13 protein-coding genes are annotated in these 14,748 nt (G+C 58.9%); 4 read left to right on the top strand and 9 right to left on the bottom strand.

Annotation, left to right across the window (positions count from 1 at the left end; all coding sequences use genetic code 11):
• Positions 1-87: 87 nt before the first annotated feature.
• Together ACP7E0_RS06845 and ACP7E0_RS06840 are read left to right on the top strand one after the other, a co-directional pair.
• Positions 88-834 carry a 2OG-Fe(II) oxygenase gene (locus ACP7E0_RS06845; protein WP_426123833.1) on the top strand — a complete coding sequence of 249 codons (747 nt, stop codon included), beginning with the start codon at positions 88-90 and terminating at the stop codon, positions 832-834.
• 123 nt (positions 835-957) lie between these two features.
• The gene (locus ACP7E0_RS06840; RefSeq protein WP_426123832.1) at positions 958-1,182 is read left to right on the top strand and encodes a hypothetical protein; all 225 of its coding nucleotides are present in this window, start codon (positions 958-960) and stop codon (positions 1,180-1,182) included.
• Between the two features lie 10 nt (positions 1,183-1,192).
• Here the strand turns inward: ACP7E0_RS06840 and ACP7E0_RS06835 are convergent, their stop codons facing one another.
• The 9 genes from ACP7E0_RS06835 to ACP7E0_RS06795 form a co-directional block, all read right to left on the bottom strand.
• Positions 1,193-3,553, bottom strand: coding sequence for a polysaccharide biosynthesis tyrosine autokinase (locus ACP7E0_RS06835; RefSeq protein ID WP_426124122.1), 2,361 nt, complete (start codon positions 3,551-3,553; stop codon positions 1,193-1,195).
• A gap of 92 nt (positions 3,554-3,645) precedes the next feature.
• Complete coding sequence (locus ACP7E0_RS06830) at positions 3,646-4,551, bottom strand: UTP--glucose-1-phosphate uridylyltransferase (RefSeq protein WP_426123831.1); 906 nt, start codon at positions 4,549-4,551, stop codon at positions 3,646-3,648.
• A 4-nt stretch (positions 4,552-4,555) separates the two neighbouring features.
• A complete protein-coding gene (locus ACP7E0_RS06825; protein WP_426123830.1) occupies positions 4,556-5,575 on the bottom strand; it encodes a glycosyltransferase family 2 protein in 1,020 nt (339 codons plus the stop codon).
• Positions 5,575-6,510 carry a glycosyltransferase gene (locus ACP7E0_RS06820; RefSeq protein WP_426123828.1) on the bottom strand — a complete coding sequence of 312 codons (936 nt, stop codon included), beginning with the start codon at positions 6,508-6,510 and terminating at the stop codon, positions 5,575-5,577. Before ACP7E0_RS06820 ends, ACP7E0_RS06825 begins: the two co-directional genes overlap by 1 nt.
• A complete protein-coding gene (locus tag ACP7E0_RS06815) occupies positions 6,507-7,505 on the bottom strand; it encodes a glycosyltransferase family 2 protein (protein WP_426123826.1) in 999 nt (332 codons plus the stop codon). The genes ACP7E0_RS06820 and ACP7E0_RS06815 overlap by 4 nt, the downstream gene beginning before the upstream one ends.
• The gene (locus tag ACP7E0_RS06810; protein ID WP_426123825.1) at positions 7,502-8,701 is read right to left on the bottom strand and encodes a glycosyl transferase family 1; all 1,200 of its coding nucleotides are present in this window, start codon (positions 8,699-8,701) and stop codon (positions 7,502-7,504) included. Before ACP7E0_RS06810 ends, ACP7E0_RS06815 begins: the two co-directional genes overlap by 4 nt.
• A gap of 88 nt (positions 8,702-8,789) precedes the next feature.
• Positions 8,790-9,572 carry a glycoside hydrolase family 16 protein gene (locus ACP7E0_RS06805; protein WP_426123824.1) on the bottom strand — a complete coding sequence of 261 codons (783 nt, stop codon included), beginning with the start codon at positions 9,570-9,572 and terminating at the stop codon, positions 8,790-8,792.
• Complete coding sequence (locus ACP7E0_RS06800; protein WP_426123822.1) at positions 9,569-10,681, bottom strand: acyltransferase family protein; 1,113 nt, start codon at positions 10,679-10,681, stop codon at positions 9,569-9,571. The genes ACP7E0_RS06805 and ACP7E0_RS06800 overlap by 4 nt, the downstream gene beginning before the upstream one ends.
• Positions 10,682-11,145: 464 nt before the next feature.
• A complete protein-coding gene (locus ACP7E0_RS06795) occupies positions 11,146-12,603 on the bottom strand; it encodes a lipopolysaccharide biosynthesis protein (protein WP_426123820.1) in 1,458 nt (485 codons plus the stop codon).
• 121 nt (positions 12,604-12,724) lie between these two features.
• Here ACP7E0_RS06795 and ACP7E0_RS06790 point away from each other — a divergent pair, with 121 nt between their 5' ends.
• Both ACP7E0_RS06790 and ACP7E0_RS06785 read left to right on the top strand, forming a co-directional pair.
• On the top strand, positions 12,725-13,684 hold the full coding sequence (locus ACP7E0_RS06790; RefSeq protein WP_426123818.1) for a glycosyltransferase family 2 protein: 960 nt from the start codon (positions 12,725-12,727) through the stop codon (positions 13,682-13,684).
• A 103-nt stretch (positions 13,685-13,787) separates the two neighbouring features.
• Positions 13,788-14,738, top strand: coding sequence for a polysaccharide pyruvyl transferase family protein (locus ACP7E0_RS06785; protein ID WP_426123817.1), 951 nt, complete (start codon positions 13,788-13,790; stop codon positions 14,736-14,738).
• Positions 14,739-14,748: the final 10 nt, after the last annotated feature.

Below are 14,748 nucleotides of genomic sequence, written 5' to 3'. Positions count from 1 at the left end.
GTAAAAATTGCGCAGGAAACGGGTGGCGACCCGCAGCTCAAGCCGTCATTCAAGAAGTATCCGACGTCCCAACAAGGAAGCTTTGCCATGAATGCGCATTCGACAACGCCGCCAGTTTCTGCCGCTCTGTCCGCCGAGGCGCGTGTCACGCGGTATGACTGGAACCATCTCGGCAAAGAGCTTAATAGCTTCGGCTGTGCGGTCATCGACAAGCTTTTGTCGCCGGAAGAATGCCGGCAGATTGCCGGGCTTTACGCGGAGGAACAATACTTCCGTAGCCATATCCACATGGCGCGCCACGGTTTTGGCAAAGGCGAATATCGCTATTTCAAATATCCGCTGCCAGACCTCATCGGGGATTTGCGCACAGCGCTCTATCCGCGTCTTTCCGATGTCGCCAACGCGTGGAACGAGCGCATGGGCATGGCAGAACGCTATCCTTCCGAGCATGCCGCGTTTCTCCAGCAATGTCACGATGCAGGCCAGACCCGGCCGACACCGCTTTTACTGCAATATGTCCCGGGTGATTTCAATTGCCTGCATCAGGATCTCTATGGCGATCTCGCCTTCCCGATCCAGGTGGCGATCCTGCTCTCGGAGCCGGGAGAGGATTTTACCGGCGGCGAATTTGTCCTGACGGAGCAGCGCCCGCGCATGCAGAGCCGGGCGGAGGTCGTGCCGTTGCGCCAGGGCGATGCGGTCGCATTCGCTGTTCACAATCGGCCGGTTCAGGGCACAAGGGGCAATTATCGGGTCAATCTGCGCCAAGGCGTCAGCCGCATTCGTTCAGGCATGCGCCGCACCGCCGGCATTATTTTTCACGACGCAAGATAACGCTGCGATGCGCCGTGAAACCCAGAAAGCCCCGGTTCCTATCAGATTTAAGGGACGAGTATCGGTTGCCTGGCTCCATCATCTTTGGTAAATTTTATCTAAAGATTGATGGAGCGATCAGCTATGCCGAGCATCACGCACCGTTTCGAAAATTACATGAGGTACGGCATGGGCGGCTGGGCGCGATCGAAGCCCGCCTTTGTCCGTGCCCTGCTCTTTATCCCCTGCCTTCTCGAATATCTCGTCGCTTGCCTGGTATGTGCCGTCGCCATTGCCGCCGTGGTCTTTCTCATGGTGCTTGTGGCGATCTTCGGGCTGGATGCGGAGCGTCAGCCCGGCCTGCGCTGAGAGGGCCCCCTCAGCGCGCGGTCTTCAATGGCTGTTCGATATAATAGCTCTCGTAGCTCTTGCGATATTTTTCCGCCGCGCCGAAATCGCTGTATTTTCCAAGCTCGTCCATATCCGTCTTGTTGAGCATGACGCCAAGGATCTTGGCGTTGAATTGCGGATCGGAATGCAGCACGTCCCGGACCAGGCGGGCCGGAGTCTTGCCCCATTCGATGACCATCAGGAAGCCATCTGCAAACGGCGAGAATGCCTTGGCGTCGATGACCGGAGCCAGCGGTGCAAGATCGACGATGACATAGTCGAAGCTCTTGCGGGCATTGGCGATAAGGGCCTCCATGCCCTGCGAGGCAAGCAGTTCGTTGGTATGGTAGAGATGGTCGCGGGGTGCAATCGGCAGGATCGCAAGTCTGGTCTGGGGATCGACCCGCAGCCCGGCGGTCCATTCCTCTTCACCAAGAACAGCTTCCACCAAACCCGTTTTCGGCGGCGGAGAGATCATTTTGCTGATTGCCGGATTGCGGATGTCGGCGTCTATCAGCAACGTCCGTTTACCGCTGGCGGCGAGCAGCCCGGCAAAATTCGCAGCGATGGTCGATTTCCCTTCGCCCGGCAGCGCCGAGACGACACCGATCACCCGGTTGGGGCGGCCCTGCAGGATGACATCGCTGGCAAGCTTGGCATTGCGCAGCGTTTCGGCAAAGGCCGATCGCGGCGAATCCACGGCAATCCTTGTCATCCGCGTCAGCGGAATGTCTGCGTCGGCCGGCGTGTCCGCTTTATCTGGTTCCGGTTTGGAAAGACGCTCCCGCGTCTTGCTCCACATGCTGACGGTTTTCTTCCCGACCAACGGCAGGTAGCCGAGCGATTTGTGCCCGAGAACGGAGCGGATATCCTCCTCCAGCCGGAAGAAGCGCTCGCGGAACTCCTGAAGGCCAGCAATGACAGCGCCCAGCATGAAGCCCAGCACGATGGAGAGTGCAAGCACTATCGTTCGTTTCGGGCTGGATGGCGAGACGGGGATGCCGGCATCGGAGATGATCCGGGCCTTTGCAATCGGGAAGGAGCGTTGCTGGGCCGCTTCCTCGAAGCGGCCGAGATAGGATTCGTAGAGGGTCTTCAGCGCAGTTGCCCGCTGTTCCAGTTCGCGCAGTTGCACCAGCGACCGGTTGGCCTCAGAGTTGCTGCCCACCACGCCTTCGATGCTTTTGCGCAGCGATGCCTCGCGGGATTTGGCGACTTCCATTTCGTTGCGGTAGCTGCCGGTAATCTGCTGCAGTTCCCGGAAAATCTGGCCGGCAAGTTCCGATTTTTCAGCCCGCAGCGCCACCGCCTGGGGATGGTCGGCAGAGAAGTTCTGGACGATGACCTGTTCACGCTTGCTGACAGCCAGATAGCGGGTCCGCAAATCCTGAATGACGGAATTGTCGGTCTGGTTCGAGGAAATCGTCGCGTTGTTGACCGCGTTTTCGGCGCCCTGGTCAATGATCGACTTGAACTGGTTATAGCGGGCGGATGCGCTGGCGCTGTCTGCCTGCGCAACGATCAGCTGGCTGTTGAGATCGGACAGCTGCTGCTCGGACATCAATTCACCGCGCGCCGAGGTCAGTCCGTTTTCCGCTTTGAATTTTTCCGCCTCAAGAGAAGCGGCCTGCGCGCGCTGGCGAAGATCGGTCAGCCGTTCCTGCAGCCAGACGGAGGCCCGTTCTGTGGCGTCGAAATTCGCGTTCAGCTGGTCGGTCAGATAGGCTTTTGCGTAGGCACGGGTGACGACGGCGGCAAGCCGCGGATCTGTCGATTTATAAGACAGGGCGACAACGGAGCTTCTGCCCACCCGCTCGACCGTCAGTGCCTGCTGGATGTAAGCGGCCGCTGTCTCGCGCCTGCCGTTGCGCACGGCCTCTTCGGAAAGCTCGTGCCGGGTTGCAAATATCCCGCGGAGTGGCCGAAGTACCGATTTCAGCATCGACATCAGCGATTGCGGTGGATTGAGGATGGTCTCGTTTTCCCCGAGATTTTCCGCATCGGTGACGCGCAAGGCCAGCTCACCCGATTTCAGAATTTCCACGGCACTGGAAAGCTGCGTGTCGGCCAGCTGCGCGTTCTGCGGCGAGGGGGTTTCCTCAGCATATTTCGACAGATTGTCGTCGAGCAGGATCTGTGTCTGCGACGTATAGATCGGTGTCGCAAGCAACAGATAGACCGAGCCGGCAAGGAAACAGGCGATAACGCAGGCGGCCACGACCCTTGAACGGCGAAACGCGATCGCGGTCAGCCGGTTCAGATCGATGAACGAGTCTGATTCGTCGCTTCGCAGCGATGGAACAGTGTTCAACGGAAGAGGTCTTTGATTCATGGGCCGCTCGGTCTCCAGATCATTTTTGCGGATGTGATCTCACCCCAGAATAACGTCAGGGGTGAGACCGGATTTTCTGCCAGCATCAAACTGGCGGAAAATTATCGTTTTCAGGCAGCCTGCATCGCCTGCTCGTGCGACAGAACCATCTCGCGAACGGATTCGAACACGAGGTTGCCGATATCAGCGCGCGCCAGCGCGAAGGCGACGTTTGCTTCGATGAAGCCCTGCTTGGAGCCACAATCGAAGGTCCGGCCTTCGTAGGGGTGCGCGTGGAACGACTGGTCTGCCGACAGGCGCAGCATGCCGTCGGTCAACTGGATTTCGTTGCCGGCGCCACGCTGCTGGTGCGCAAGAATCGAGAAGATTTCCGGCTGGAGTATATAGCGGCCATTGAGGTAATAGGTGGACGGCGCCTCCGCAACGGGCGGCTTTTCCACCATCTGCGTCACTTCAAACCCATGCCGGGTTTTGTCGCCCATGCCGACAATGCCGTATTTCGAGGTGTCCTCAAGGGCGCACTGCTCGACGGCGACGACATTGCCGCCGACATCGTTGTAGAGGTCCATCAGGCCGGCCATGCAGCCGCGTGCACCGTAGGAAATCATATCCGGCAAAAGCAGCGCGAAGGGTTCGTCGCCGATCAGATCACGGGCACACCAGACCGCGTGGCCAAGGCCAAGCGGCGCCTGTTGGCGGGTGAAGCTGACGGAGCCTGCGGTTGGTAGCATGCGCGCCAGTTCGGAAAGCTGGGCATCCTTGCCCGAACGGGTCAGGGACGAGATCAGCTCTGGCACGTCGTCAAAATGGTCTTCGATCGCCTGCTTGTTGCGGCCGGTGACGAACACGATGTGCTCGATGCCGGCCTGCATCGCTTCCTCGACGGCATATTGCACGACGGGACGGTCGACGATGGTCAGCATTTCCTTCGGCATCACTTTGGTTGCGGGCAGAAATCGGGTGCCGTTGCCGGCGACGGGAATAACGGCTTTGCGAACGGGTCTGATAGGAGCCATAGAACTATCCTTTGTTCTTGTGCGGGCTGTTGCCCGGGGTGGTTCTATTCATCGTTTTCGGCGGGGGACCGAAAGGGCGAATTGCAGTGAACGGCGCCATGAGGCGCCGCAGCCTGACGGCAATGGGCATCCGTAGATGCCGGATTGCCGCCGGATTTTTCCACGCGGTTTTGACCGCGCCGGAAAGGGATCGTGCTTTGATCTGATCGACCAGCATGATGAAAGACCGCGCATCCTCGATGCTGCGGTGACGCCGGCCCTGAGCCGCCATCGAGGCCTCGTCCAGCCGGTGATTCCTGAGAAACGCGGCATCGGCGGCGAGCATCGCATCCACCTGATGCAGCTTCAGCACCCGCGAGATCGACCCGCTTCGGATGTAATAGGTGTAGCCGGCGACCGGCTCGACGGCGCAGCGGCCGCCCTTGGCCAGGGCCGATGCCAGAAGCAGATAATCCTCGCCGATCGGCAGGCTCTCGTCGAAGCGTAAGCCATGCTCCTCGATAAACCGGCGCTCGAAGATTGGCTTCATGTAGCCGTAATTGTGCTCTGCTTGAAACAGCACATTCGAGCCGATGAAGGCCGGAAGCGTCAGTGTTTCGAGTGTGGAAAGCTGGGTTTCGTCGAACATCTGTTTGATCTGGCCGTCCAGCGGAACGACATCGACATTATCGACGACGATCTGAGCCCTGGCGGCCTTGGCCCGCGCGATCATGCGCGCGGTGCGATCAGGCGACACGGCATCGTCGGAATCAAGAATGACGATCCACTCCCCGCGCGCGGCGGCAAGGCCTGCATTGCGGGCGCCGCCGGGGCCACGGTTCTTGTCCAGCCGGATCAGCCGGACGCGCGGATCGGTGTAGGCATCAACGATTTCCGCCGTGTCATCCGGTGAACAGTCGTCGATGACGACAACCTCGACGCTGACTCCGGTTTGCGCCAGCGCGCTGTCGATAGCGCGCTCGATCGTCTCTCCGGCCTTGAAGGCGGCGACGATGAATGTGGCGTCGGGACGATGCTGTTCCATCAGGACGACCTCGCCTCGGCTGCGCCGTACTGCTCGATTTCCCTGACGCCAAGAAGCCCGACGACGACCCCCGCATGCATCGAGGCGCGCAGGGCGTAGCGGTTACGGCGAACAGGTGAGAAAAACAGGATGACGCCGGCGAGCGCGCAGAAACCGCTTTTGGCTGCAGCAAGCGCAAGCGCCCGGATTTTGCCCGCCGCGCCGGTCCCGGCATCGATCAGCCGGCCATGGGTCTGGCCGAAGCGGAATTTTCGCTTGGCGAGCCAGGAAAAGGTGGCGCGCTTGGCTGGCACAGGTTCCTCAACCCAGGCTGCCGGTGCATAGGCAATCTTGCCGCCCATCCGGTGCATATGGGTAAAGAATTCGGTGTCTTCGCCGCCGCTACGGCCAAGCGCCAGGTTGAAGTGGCGTCCGGCAAGCGAAGGCGCTGCAAGACGCAGAAGGACATTGCAGGTGTAGCCGGTGACGATCTGCTCGCCGACCCAGACCGGGAATGTCGAATGAAAGTCGCCCCGCTGCATCCAGCCCGGCGCATCCGTGCCGTAGGTGGCCTTGACCGGGCCAAGCACCGCATCCGCACCGGTCGTGAGCGCCGTTTCGATCAGCCTGACAATCCAGTCTTTACTTGCCGTCTCGTCATCATCGATGAACGCCAGGAAATCCCCCCTGGCATTGTCGAGGCAGGCATTGCGGGCAATAGAGATATTCGACGACGGGCAATGCAGATAGACGATGGCGTGCGGCACGGAGGCGCGTATAGCGTCCACCCGCCCTTTGGCGCTCGGGCTATCATCGTTATCGGCCACGATGATCCGGATTTCGGCATTGCCGGGAACCGTCATCTTCGCCAGCGATCTGAGCGTCTGCTCTAGCTCGGGGCGCCGATAGGTACACACGCCGATATCGATGCGAATGCGATTGATGTCTGTCGTCATGCGGCGATCCGGCGGTTGCGGAAGTCGAGAAGCTCATGCCAGAAGCCAGCAGACCACGCGAAGTGCATCACCATGGCCGAAACGGCCGCAAGGGGGCCATACGGGTTCTTTTGACCGAGGGCCATCCACGCACCATAACCAAGGCATGCCACGGCCCACAGGCCAAAGGGTATGACGGCAGCCCAATTGATGATCGCCAGCAAGGCGCCGACCGCAACAGGTGCGACGGCAAGCGGCAGCATCTGGCGAATGCTCGGCATGGCGCGATGCTTCAGGAAGTTTTTCGCCCGGCCCCGGCCATAGCCGAAATACTGGCGAAACAGCGTCGTCGCGGTGCTGCGCGGATAATAGATCATGCTGGTCTTGTCGGTCATCCAAATCCGGTAACCGGCCTTGTTGAGGCGGTAGTCGAATTCGGCGTCCTCGTTATGGCTGAACATTTCGTCATAGCCGCCGATCGCCTGAAACGCCGAAATCCGCATCAGGGCGTGGTGGCCGTGATCTGCCCAATGGCCGATGGAACCCGTGCGATGTTTCGAGCCGCCATTGCCGAGCTTGGAATTCTGGGCATAGGCGGTGGCTTTCTGGAAGGTGCTGAAGCCGACGGTCTGCATGGCAACGACAACGGAATCAGCGCCGGTGACGATGGCGTCCTCCATCAGGCGTTGGCAATAGTCATCCGGATATTCGCCATGTGCATCGATCCGGATCATGTACTCGTAATCCGCGCCAAGCGTTCCGACGGCGAGGTTGATGGCAGCACTCTGGATCTTCTTCGGATTGTCGAGCAGCCGAACTTTCGGATTGACGGTTGAGATCCGCTGGACGATCTCGCGCGTGCCGTCGGTGCTGCCGCCATCGACCACGACCAAATCCGCGCCGAGATCGCGCATGGCGCCGCCAAGCTTGATGATCAGGGCTTCTATATATTTGGCCTCGTTGAGGCAGGGAATGACAATAAGGCTGCGGCCGTGCTTCAGATCATCGGCGTTCATAACAGTCCACCCTTGTTGCTGTGTTTTTGCGAGAGCTCGTGGATTGACGCGGTCTGGGCGTCACTGGCGCGCAGTGCTGCAAGCCGGTTGACCAGCCGCTGGCAATCGGCCCGATCGAAGACCCAGGTCGATGATCCCGTCGCTGCGACCTTGCCGAATTCGGCGAAATAGCGTTCCCGCGTCATGCCGGAAAAAAGATCGGCAAGTGCGGCACTTTCGGCTCGGTCGAGGACGAGGCCGATATGCTTGGCGCTGATGAACCGCGCCGTTTCCGTCCCGCGCATGGCAATTGGAACGGCGTTGTAGCGGCAGCCTTCGTAAAGCCGGTTTGGCAGCAGCCAGCTGGAATTCAAGCCTTCCTCGAAAAAGTCGATGCCCCAGGAAAACTGGACGTCGTCGTAAATCCGCGCCAGATCCTCGGGATTCTGGTAGGCGCCGTGAAAGTGCATGAAGGGTTCGTTCTCGACGAAACCGTCGAAATCATCGAACTCCGAATAGGCCGGACGTCCGCGCAACACGACTTCGAACTTTCCATCCATGGCGCGGGTGAACTCTGAAAGCAGTTTCAGCGATTTGCGGCAGCGCAAGGCACCGAACCAGCCGATCTTCCAGGGTTCGCCGGGCTGTGGTGGACGCGGGCGCGCCGTCTGCATGCCAACGGTTTCTTCAAGCTCGATCACTTGGTTTTCCAGCAGCATTATCGGCGCTTTGAGACGCGAGACCGGCCGGAAATAATTTTCGATGAAGGCGGGTGAACTGGTAATCAGGAGGCTGACATTCCGCCCGAGATAATGTTCGGCAGCGCGCAACATCCGGCCGGCAAAATCCTTGCGGAGCAGAAGACGGTGAATGTCCAGGCATTCGTAGACGATTGGAACATTGCCGCCGAAAATGGCGTTTGCCCGATTGGCAAGCGCAAGCATTTCGAGATTGCGGGCAATGATGACACCGGGCCTTTTAGCCCCGCTCAGCTTGTGACGCAGAAGCATTGCCGCCTTGGCAACCGCAGCGACCCGCTGACCAAACCGCCCATCCTTGGTGACGCCGAGTTCGATGACACCATCGGCGGCAGGCGTAGCCGCGCCGCGCCGGAAGCCCGCCACCGTCACGTTCGCACCGCCTGCCTCGAGCGTCAGGGTTCTACGCCTGATCGCCGGGTCTGCCACATCATGTGCCAGGTATAGTATATCCAGCATGAAACTTCCCGTTCCCCGCTCAGCCAGCGCCGAGCTTAGTTCAGTTTTTTGTGCACCGCAACATTCATGTTGCGGATGCTAATAGGCATCAATCGAGCATGCAGGTGAGGGATTCGGGAAAGAGGCACTTTTCGCCGGGAGCGGTGTAAGCCACCCGGTCAACCTGCATCCTTGCCGGGCCTTTATAGTCAAATTTGCCCATCCAGTCGCTCAAGGTATCCGTTCCCCATAGGCTGAAGAAAATTTTCTGTTCGTTGACCGGAATCTTCGTGGGATCCGTGACCTCCTGCACCAGCTTGCCGTTCAGGTAGTAGCGCAGCCGGTCTTTTTCCCAGACGAAGGCGTAGTCATTGAAATCGGCATTGGCGCCGCCAGTCACATCGACCAGCTTCTCGTTGCCACCCTTGGCCGAAATATACTGGTTGACCTGAACTTTGCCGGAATCCTTGCCCAGCACTTCGAAGTCGATCTCGTCATGCGGCTTTTTGTCGGTCGGTCCGATATAGGTAAAGAAAGCCGAGTTCAGCCCTGAGCCTTCGGCTGTTTTGATCCGCGCTTCATAGGTGCCGTAACTGTAGCGCTTGTTGGTCTGGATCTCGCCGCAGGCATAGTCGCGCTTGCCGGCCTTGCGCTGCTCGAAGGTGAGCTCAAGCACACCATTTTCAATGGCGACCTGATCTTTCGACCACGTGCAGTTCTGATGTGCGCCATTGTCCCAACCGTCCGAAACGTACCAGATCTTCCTGTCGACAGTGTCGAAATTCTCGACGAAGGATGTGCCGGTCTTGGCGCCCTGGGCAAAGGCGGATGCGGGAATGGCGGCGGAAAACGCCGAAAGGACGATAAGCATTTTTGAGATCGATCGGGTCATCGTATCGCTTTTTCCTTTGGAGAAGAGGTGTTGGGCAAGCTTGGCTGGTTTGCTGCGTTTTCCGTCGTGCGCTTTGCTGCAGCGGTGGAACGGCCCGCGCGGCTGCCGGTTAGAACGGCATGCAACCTGGGTATCAGGCGCTTCGCCACGTGGTGAGAGGCCACCAAAATCAGCAGGGCCAGAATGGGCGTTGCGAAGTAGAATAGTGGGTAGAGACCAGGATGTGCCGCGCGGTTCCAAAGCATCCAGAATGCGATGAGTAACGGGTAATGGGCGCAGAAAATCCAGAAGCTCAGACCTTCCGACCCGGAAAGCCGCTCGCCGAGCCGTGAGCGGATAAGGATCGCCGAGATTGCCCAGGAGCCGACGATGCCGCAGATCGCCGTCAGGCTGCGCAGCATATCGATCCACACCGGATAGTCCGGCCCTGTCCAATAGAGTGCAGTCGCCAGAATCACGGCTGCCGTCAGAAACAGCGCGGATATCAATGCGGCATGCCGATCGAGTGTCCGGATGTTGATGTGGTGAAGACTGGCGTAGATGCCGCAGCTGAAGCCGAACAGGATGGACTTCTTCAGGAAGATGCCGCTCGGGATCGGCAACACGGCGTAGGCGAAGAAGATTGCCAGCATCGTCAGCGGATAGCGCTTGATCAGGATGGCGAGGACGGGCGCAAGCAGGATGCACAGAAGCAGATCCCGCAGGAAGTAGAGCGGAACATTGATCGGCAGGCCCTCAATCGCGAAGGTCAGCGTCGCCAAATCGCGCGGCGCCGCGTTGATCGCATCGGGGAGATAACCAAAGCCGATACCGCCCTTTTGTCCAAGCACAACGAGCGCCAGAAAGGACAGGTTCCAGATCAGGAATGGCAGCAGAACCGTGCGCGCCTTGGAACGGACCGTCTTGCCGTAGTCGAAGGCGTCAAGCCCGCGGCGAAACATCAGGTAGCCGGAAATCGCGCTCAGGCACGGCACGCCAACCCTGAAAAGACTGTCGCCGAGAAAGACCCTGACCCAGTCGACGAAGCCATTGGCACCGAGGAACGGGCTGGTCTGCGGATCAAAGGGGACATGTACGAAGACAATTCCCGAGATGAGCAAGATGCGCATCAGATTGATCCGCGATGATATATTCGCGTCGATAACCAAGGCGACATCCCCTGTTGTGCCACTCCCCCCAAAGCGGCGTTTCAACCAGAGCAGACTTGAACCTGCATCTCGAAGATAGGGCAGCGTGTCGCGAAAAATATGGCACTGCAGCAGAAAAAGTCATGCCGATGCTGCAATGCACGCGGTTTCGGAGGGCAGAAATCGGATGAAAAAAATGCCAATATTATATCTGGAAGCCTGGAAAAATGCGTGAGGTTAGTATGTTGCTGAATATCAGTAGTTTCTGATGTAATGTGCTTCGCGGAATTGGCCGGAGTGAGAAATTAGTTTCGAAAACGGGCAATTCCACACGTCAAGGTTTGTGAAATGCTTCTCAAGTCGGCACGCCTGTTCCGAAATAAGGCGCTCCTGCAACCCGTCCGGCGTGTTTCGCAACGGTACCCGCCGGAGTTTTTGGCCTGGCCTCAAGACCGCCTGTTTTTGACGAGCTGATAGATTTTCGCCAAAAGTGGGCGTTCCGACAGCAGGACGAACAGGACGTAGATCAGGCCGCCGATCGCAGCGCCGGCGAGGATCTGCAGGATCGGGTTCGGCACCAGGGAACCGAAGGTGTCGAGCAGATACCGAACCGCAAGCGCCATAACCAGCGCCATCAGCATGGGGCGGCTGCTGATATACAGACCCTTGAAGAACGGTGTTCCATCCGCCTTGAAGACCGCCCATGAGTAACCGATCAACGTTGCGGCATTGACGATGCAGAGCCAGATCATCGCATCGATGAGCTTGCCCGTGCTTGCCCCATAGGCAACGGCCGCGCAGGTGACGATGGCGCGAATGATGGCGGACCAGAACAGCGCCCGGCCATGGCCCACGCCTTTGAGATAGGGAATGAAAGTGCTGCAGGGCGTGAGGATGCCCTTGGACAGCGCCAGCAATCCGAGCACCGGCCAGGCATAGGCCCATTGCGGGCCGAACAGCACGCGCATCGCCGGTTCTGCTAGCGCCCAGAGGCCGAACATCATCGGCGCCAGCAGCACCGTCGTCACCTGTGTGCTGAACATCAGTGCCTGCGAACGGCGGGCCTTGTCATCCATCATGCCGCTGAAGGCTGGGAACAGCACCCCCATGACGGCGGAAAGCACGACCTGATTGGGAATGCTGGCAAAGCGATTGGCCGCCGAATAGGCGCCGGCATCGGCAAGGCCGAGATAACGCGAGATGATCACCATCGGTGATTGGAAGGTGATGAAATTGGCGACTTCCGAACCCATCATGCCCAGGCTGAAGCGGCTCAAGCCGATAACCCGCTTGGGATGAAAGACGAAACGCGGCATGTAATGCGAGACCGCATAGAGGCCGCAGAGACGCACCAGCGCCGAGACGAAGAGCTGGGCCATCAGCGCCCAGACACCCCATCCGAAAAGCGCCAGCACGACGGCGACGATGGCGCCGAGCGATTCGGAAATCATGCTCCAGACCGCGTCCTTGCTGAAGTTCATCCGCCGTGCGAGCAGCGAATAGGCGACGTCGCCTCCAAGCTGGATAGGAATGAGGAAGCTCATGATCTTCAACAGGTAGGCGGCTTCCGGCGCGCCGAGAAGAGCTGCAAAGAAATCCGCCCAGATGAAAAGGCCGAGCGCCATGAGACAGGAAATGGCAAGGTTGGCCCAGAAGACGGAATGGACCGTTTCCATCTCCTCCTCGCGCTGGATCACTAGTGCCGAGGTCAATCCGGCTCCGCCGATCATGGCCAGAAACTGCACCACGGTAAGCGTTACGGCGACGGCGCCGAACTCTTCCGGTGTCAGGATACGGGCCAAAATCGGCACGGTGACAAACTTAAGCCCGAATGTGCTTGTCTTGGATAAAATGCTCCAACCGACATTGCTCGTGACAGATTTGACGTTAACTGTAGGGGGCATGGCGTAAATCCTGTGTGGCGATTGGGAGGATCAAGGACAGAGGAGACGCGCTAGACAACGCAGCCGCAACCTGATGGAGGAACCAGGAAGCACCTTCTAGGAAAACCGCAGGGGCAAAAAGATGGCGAAGTTTACAGTTGTTATTCCGTACTACCAGAAACAGGCGGGAATTCTGCAACGGGCACTGGGCTCCGTTTTTGCGCAGACCTATCAGGATTTCGATATCATCATTGTCGATGACCAGTCTCCATTTCCCATTGAGAGCGATCTTGACGGCTTGCCGCCGGAGCAGCGCGCCCGCATCCGTGTGATCAAACAGCCGAACGCAGGCCCGGGCGGCGCGCGTAACACCGGCCTCAACAATGTCACGGCGCAAACTGATTTTGTGGCGTTTCTCGATTCCGACGATCTTTGGACGCCCGATCATCTGCAGAACGCGCAGGAAACCATGACCCGCTTCGGGGCCGATTGCTACTGGGCATCGATTACGGGCGGTGACGCCTTCTACTACCATTTCGACATGGCCGAACTGGAAAAGACCGAGAAGGTCACGCGGCTCTCTGAAAAGCCCCTGATTCTGGAGGTGCCGGAGTTTTCGCAGGTGATGCTGCGCAACTGGAGCTTCCTGCACCTGTCCTGCATGGTGGTCGGGCGGAAATTGTTCGAGACGGTGCGCTTCGAGGCCGAGCTGCGCCTGGCGGCAGAAGACGTACTTTTCTTCTGCGATTGCGCCATTGCAGCCGGCCGCATTGTCCTGTGCAACGAGCCGGGTGCAGTGCGGGGCGAGGGCGTCAACATCTTCCACAGCATCGATAGCGATTCTCCGCAGTTCCTGTCGCAGCAGTTCAACACCTGGGTTGCGCTCGACACATTGGAAGGGCGTTTTTTGCGCAAGCCGGCGGAAATCGCATCAATTCATTCCTACAAGCATACAGCCCGGCGGCAGGCTCTCTGGAGCCAGGCCCGGCTGATCAAGCAGCGGAAAATGCCGCAGTTCAATCTGCTGGCCCGCTGGGTCTGGCGTGATCCGAAGCTGTTGCAGAGTGCGCTCCAGCTTGCGGTCGGCAAGTTATCACGCTAGCCTTCGCAGGTGCAGCATTTTTTGCCGCGCCCATCGATATACGTGAATGCCATCGCATGTCACGCCTTTGCAGTTCCTTGCGTAAAGCAAATAGGAGACGGTCATGGACCCTTACTACTGGGAATCCGAGCACGGAAATTTCGGTGATGATCTCAATCTGTGGCTCTGGGACTTCCTTATCCCGGGTTTTCGCGCCGTTCATCCGGAAACACTTCTCGTCGGGGTTGGTACGGTGCTCAACAAGGCACTTCTGCCGGAGGGCCGGCACAAGCTGGTGATCGGCAGCGGCTTCGGTTACGGTTCCCTGCCGGATATGAGCAACACTGCGGAATGGGATGTCCGCTGCGTTCGCGGCCCGCTCACAGCGCAGAAAGTCGGCGTCGATCCGAAGCTCGGTATTATCGATCCGGCCGTAATGGTCGCCGAAATGGACGAATTCAAGAATTTGCCGAAAAAGTACAAGAAGAGCTTCGTTCCCCATTGGGAATCAGCGATTGCAGGCCTGTGGCCGGTGATCTGCCAGACGGTCGGCCTGCATTACATAGATCCGCGCGGCGAGGCCAAGGATGTCATCCGCGAGATCGCCCAGTCGGAACTGATCATGGCCGAATCGATGCACGGCGCCATTCTCGCCGATGCCTTCCGGGTGCCGTGGGTGGCCGTGACGACCTCCAAAAGCATCAACAGCTTCAAATGGAACGATTGGGCCCATACGGTTGGCGTCACCTATCGTCCACGTCACGTTCCTGTTTCCAGCAGGGCGGAGGCCATTATCAAGGGGGCGCGGTTCTGGGGGGTCGATTTCGATGCACATCAGCCGGCGCTGGATGATCCGAATAAGCGTCAGATCGATGAAAGTGTGATAGTCGCAGCGCGGTCCCCCAAACAGACTTCGTTCCGGGTCGCCGCAAAACAGCTTCTGGCCGTGCCGTCGGCACTGTCCCTCTGGCAGGCGACGCGCGCCACCCCGCAACTCAGTGCCGATCATATTCTGGCAGAGCGGAAAGAACGTTTTCTTGAGGTGATTGCCGGTGTGCGCCGCGCCTATTTTTAAGCCGCGGCCA

It is taken from the genome of Pararhizobium sp. PWRC1-1 (genome assembly GCF_049897905.1).
In the GTDB taxonomy this organism is placed as follows: Bacteria; Pseudomonadota; Alphaproteobacteria; order Rhizobiales; family Rhizobiaceae; genus Pararhizobium.
Note: the sequence above shows the minus strand (reverse complement) of the source record. Positions and strands in the feature narration are given on the sequence as shown.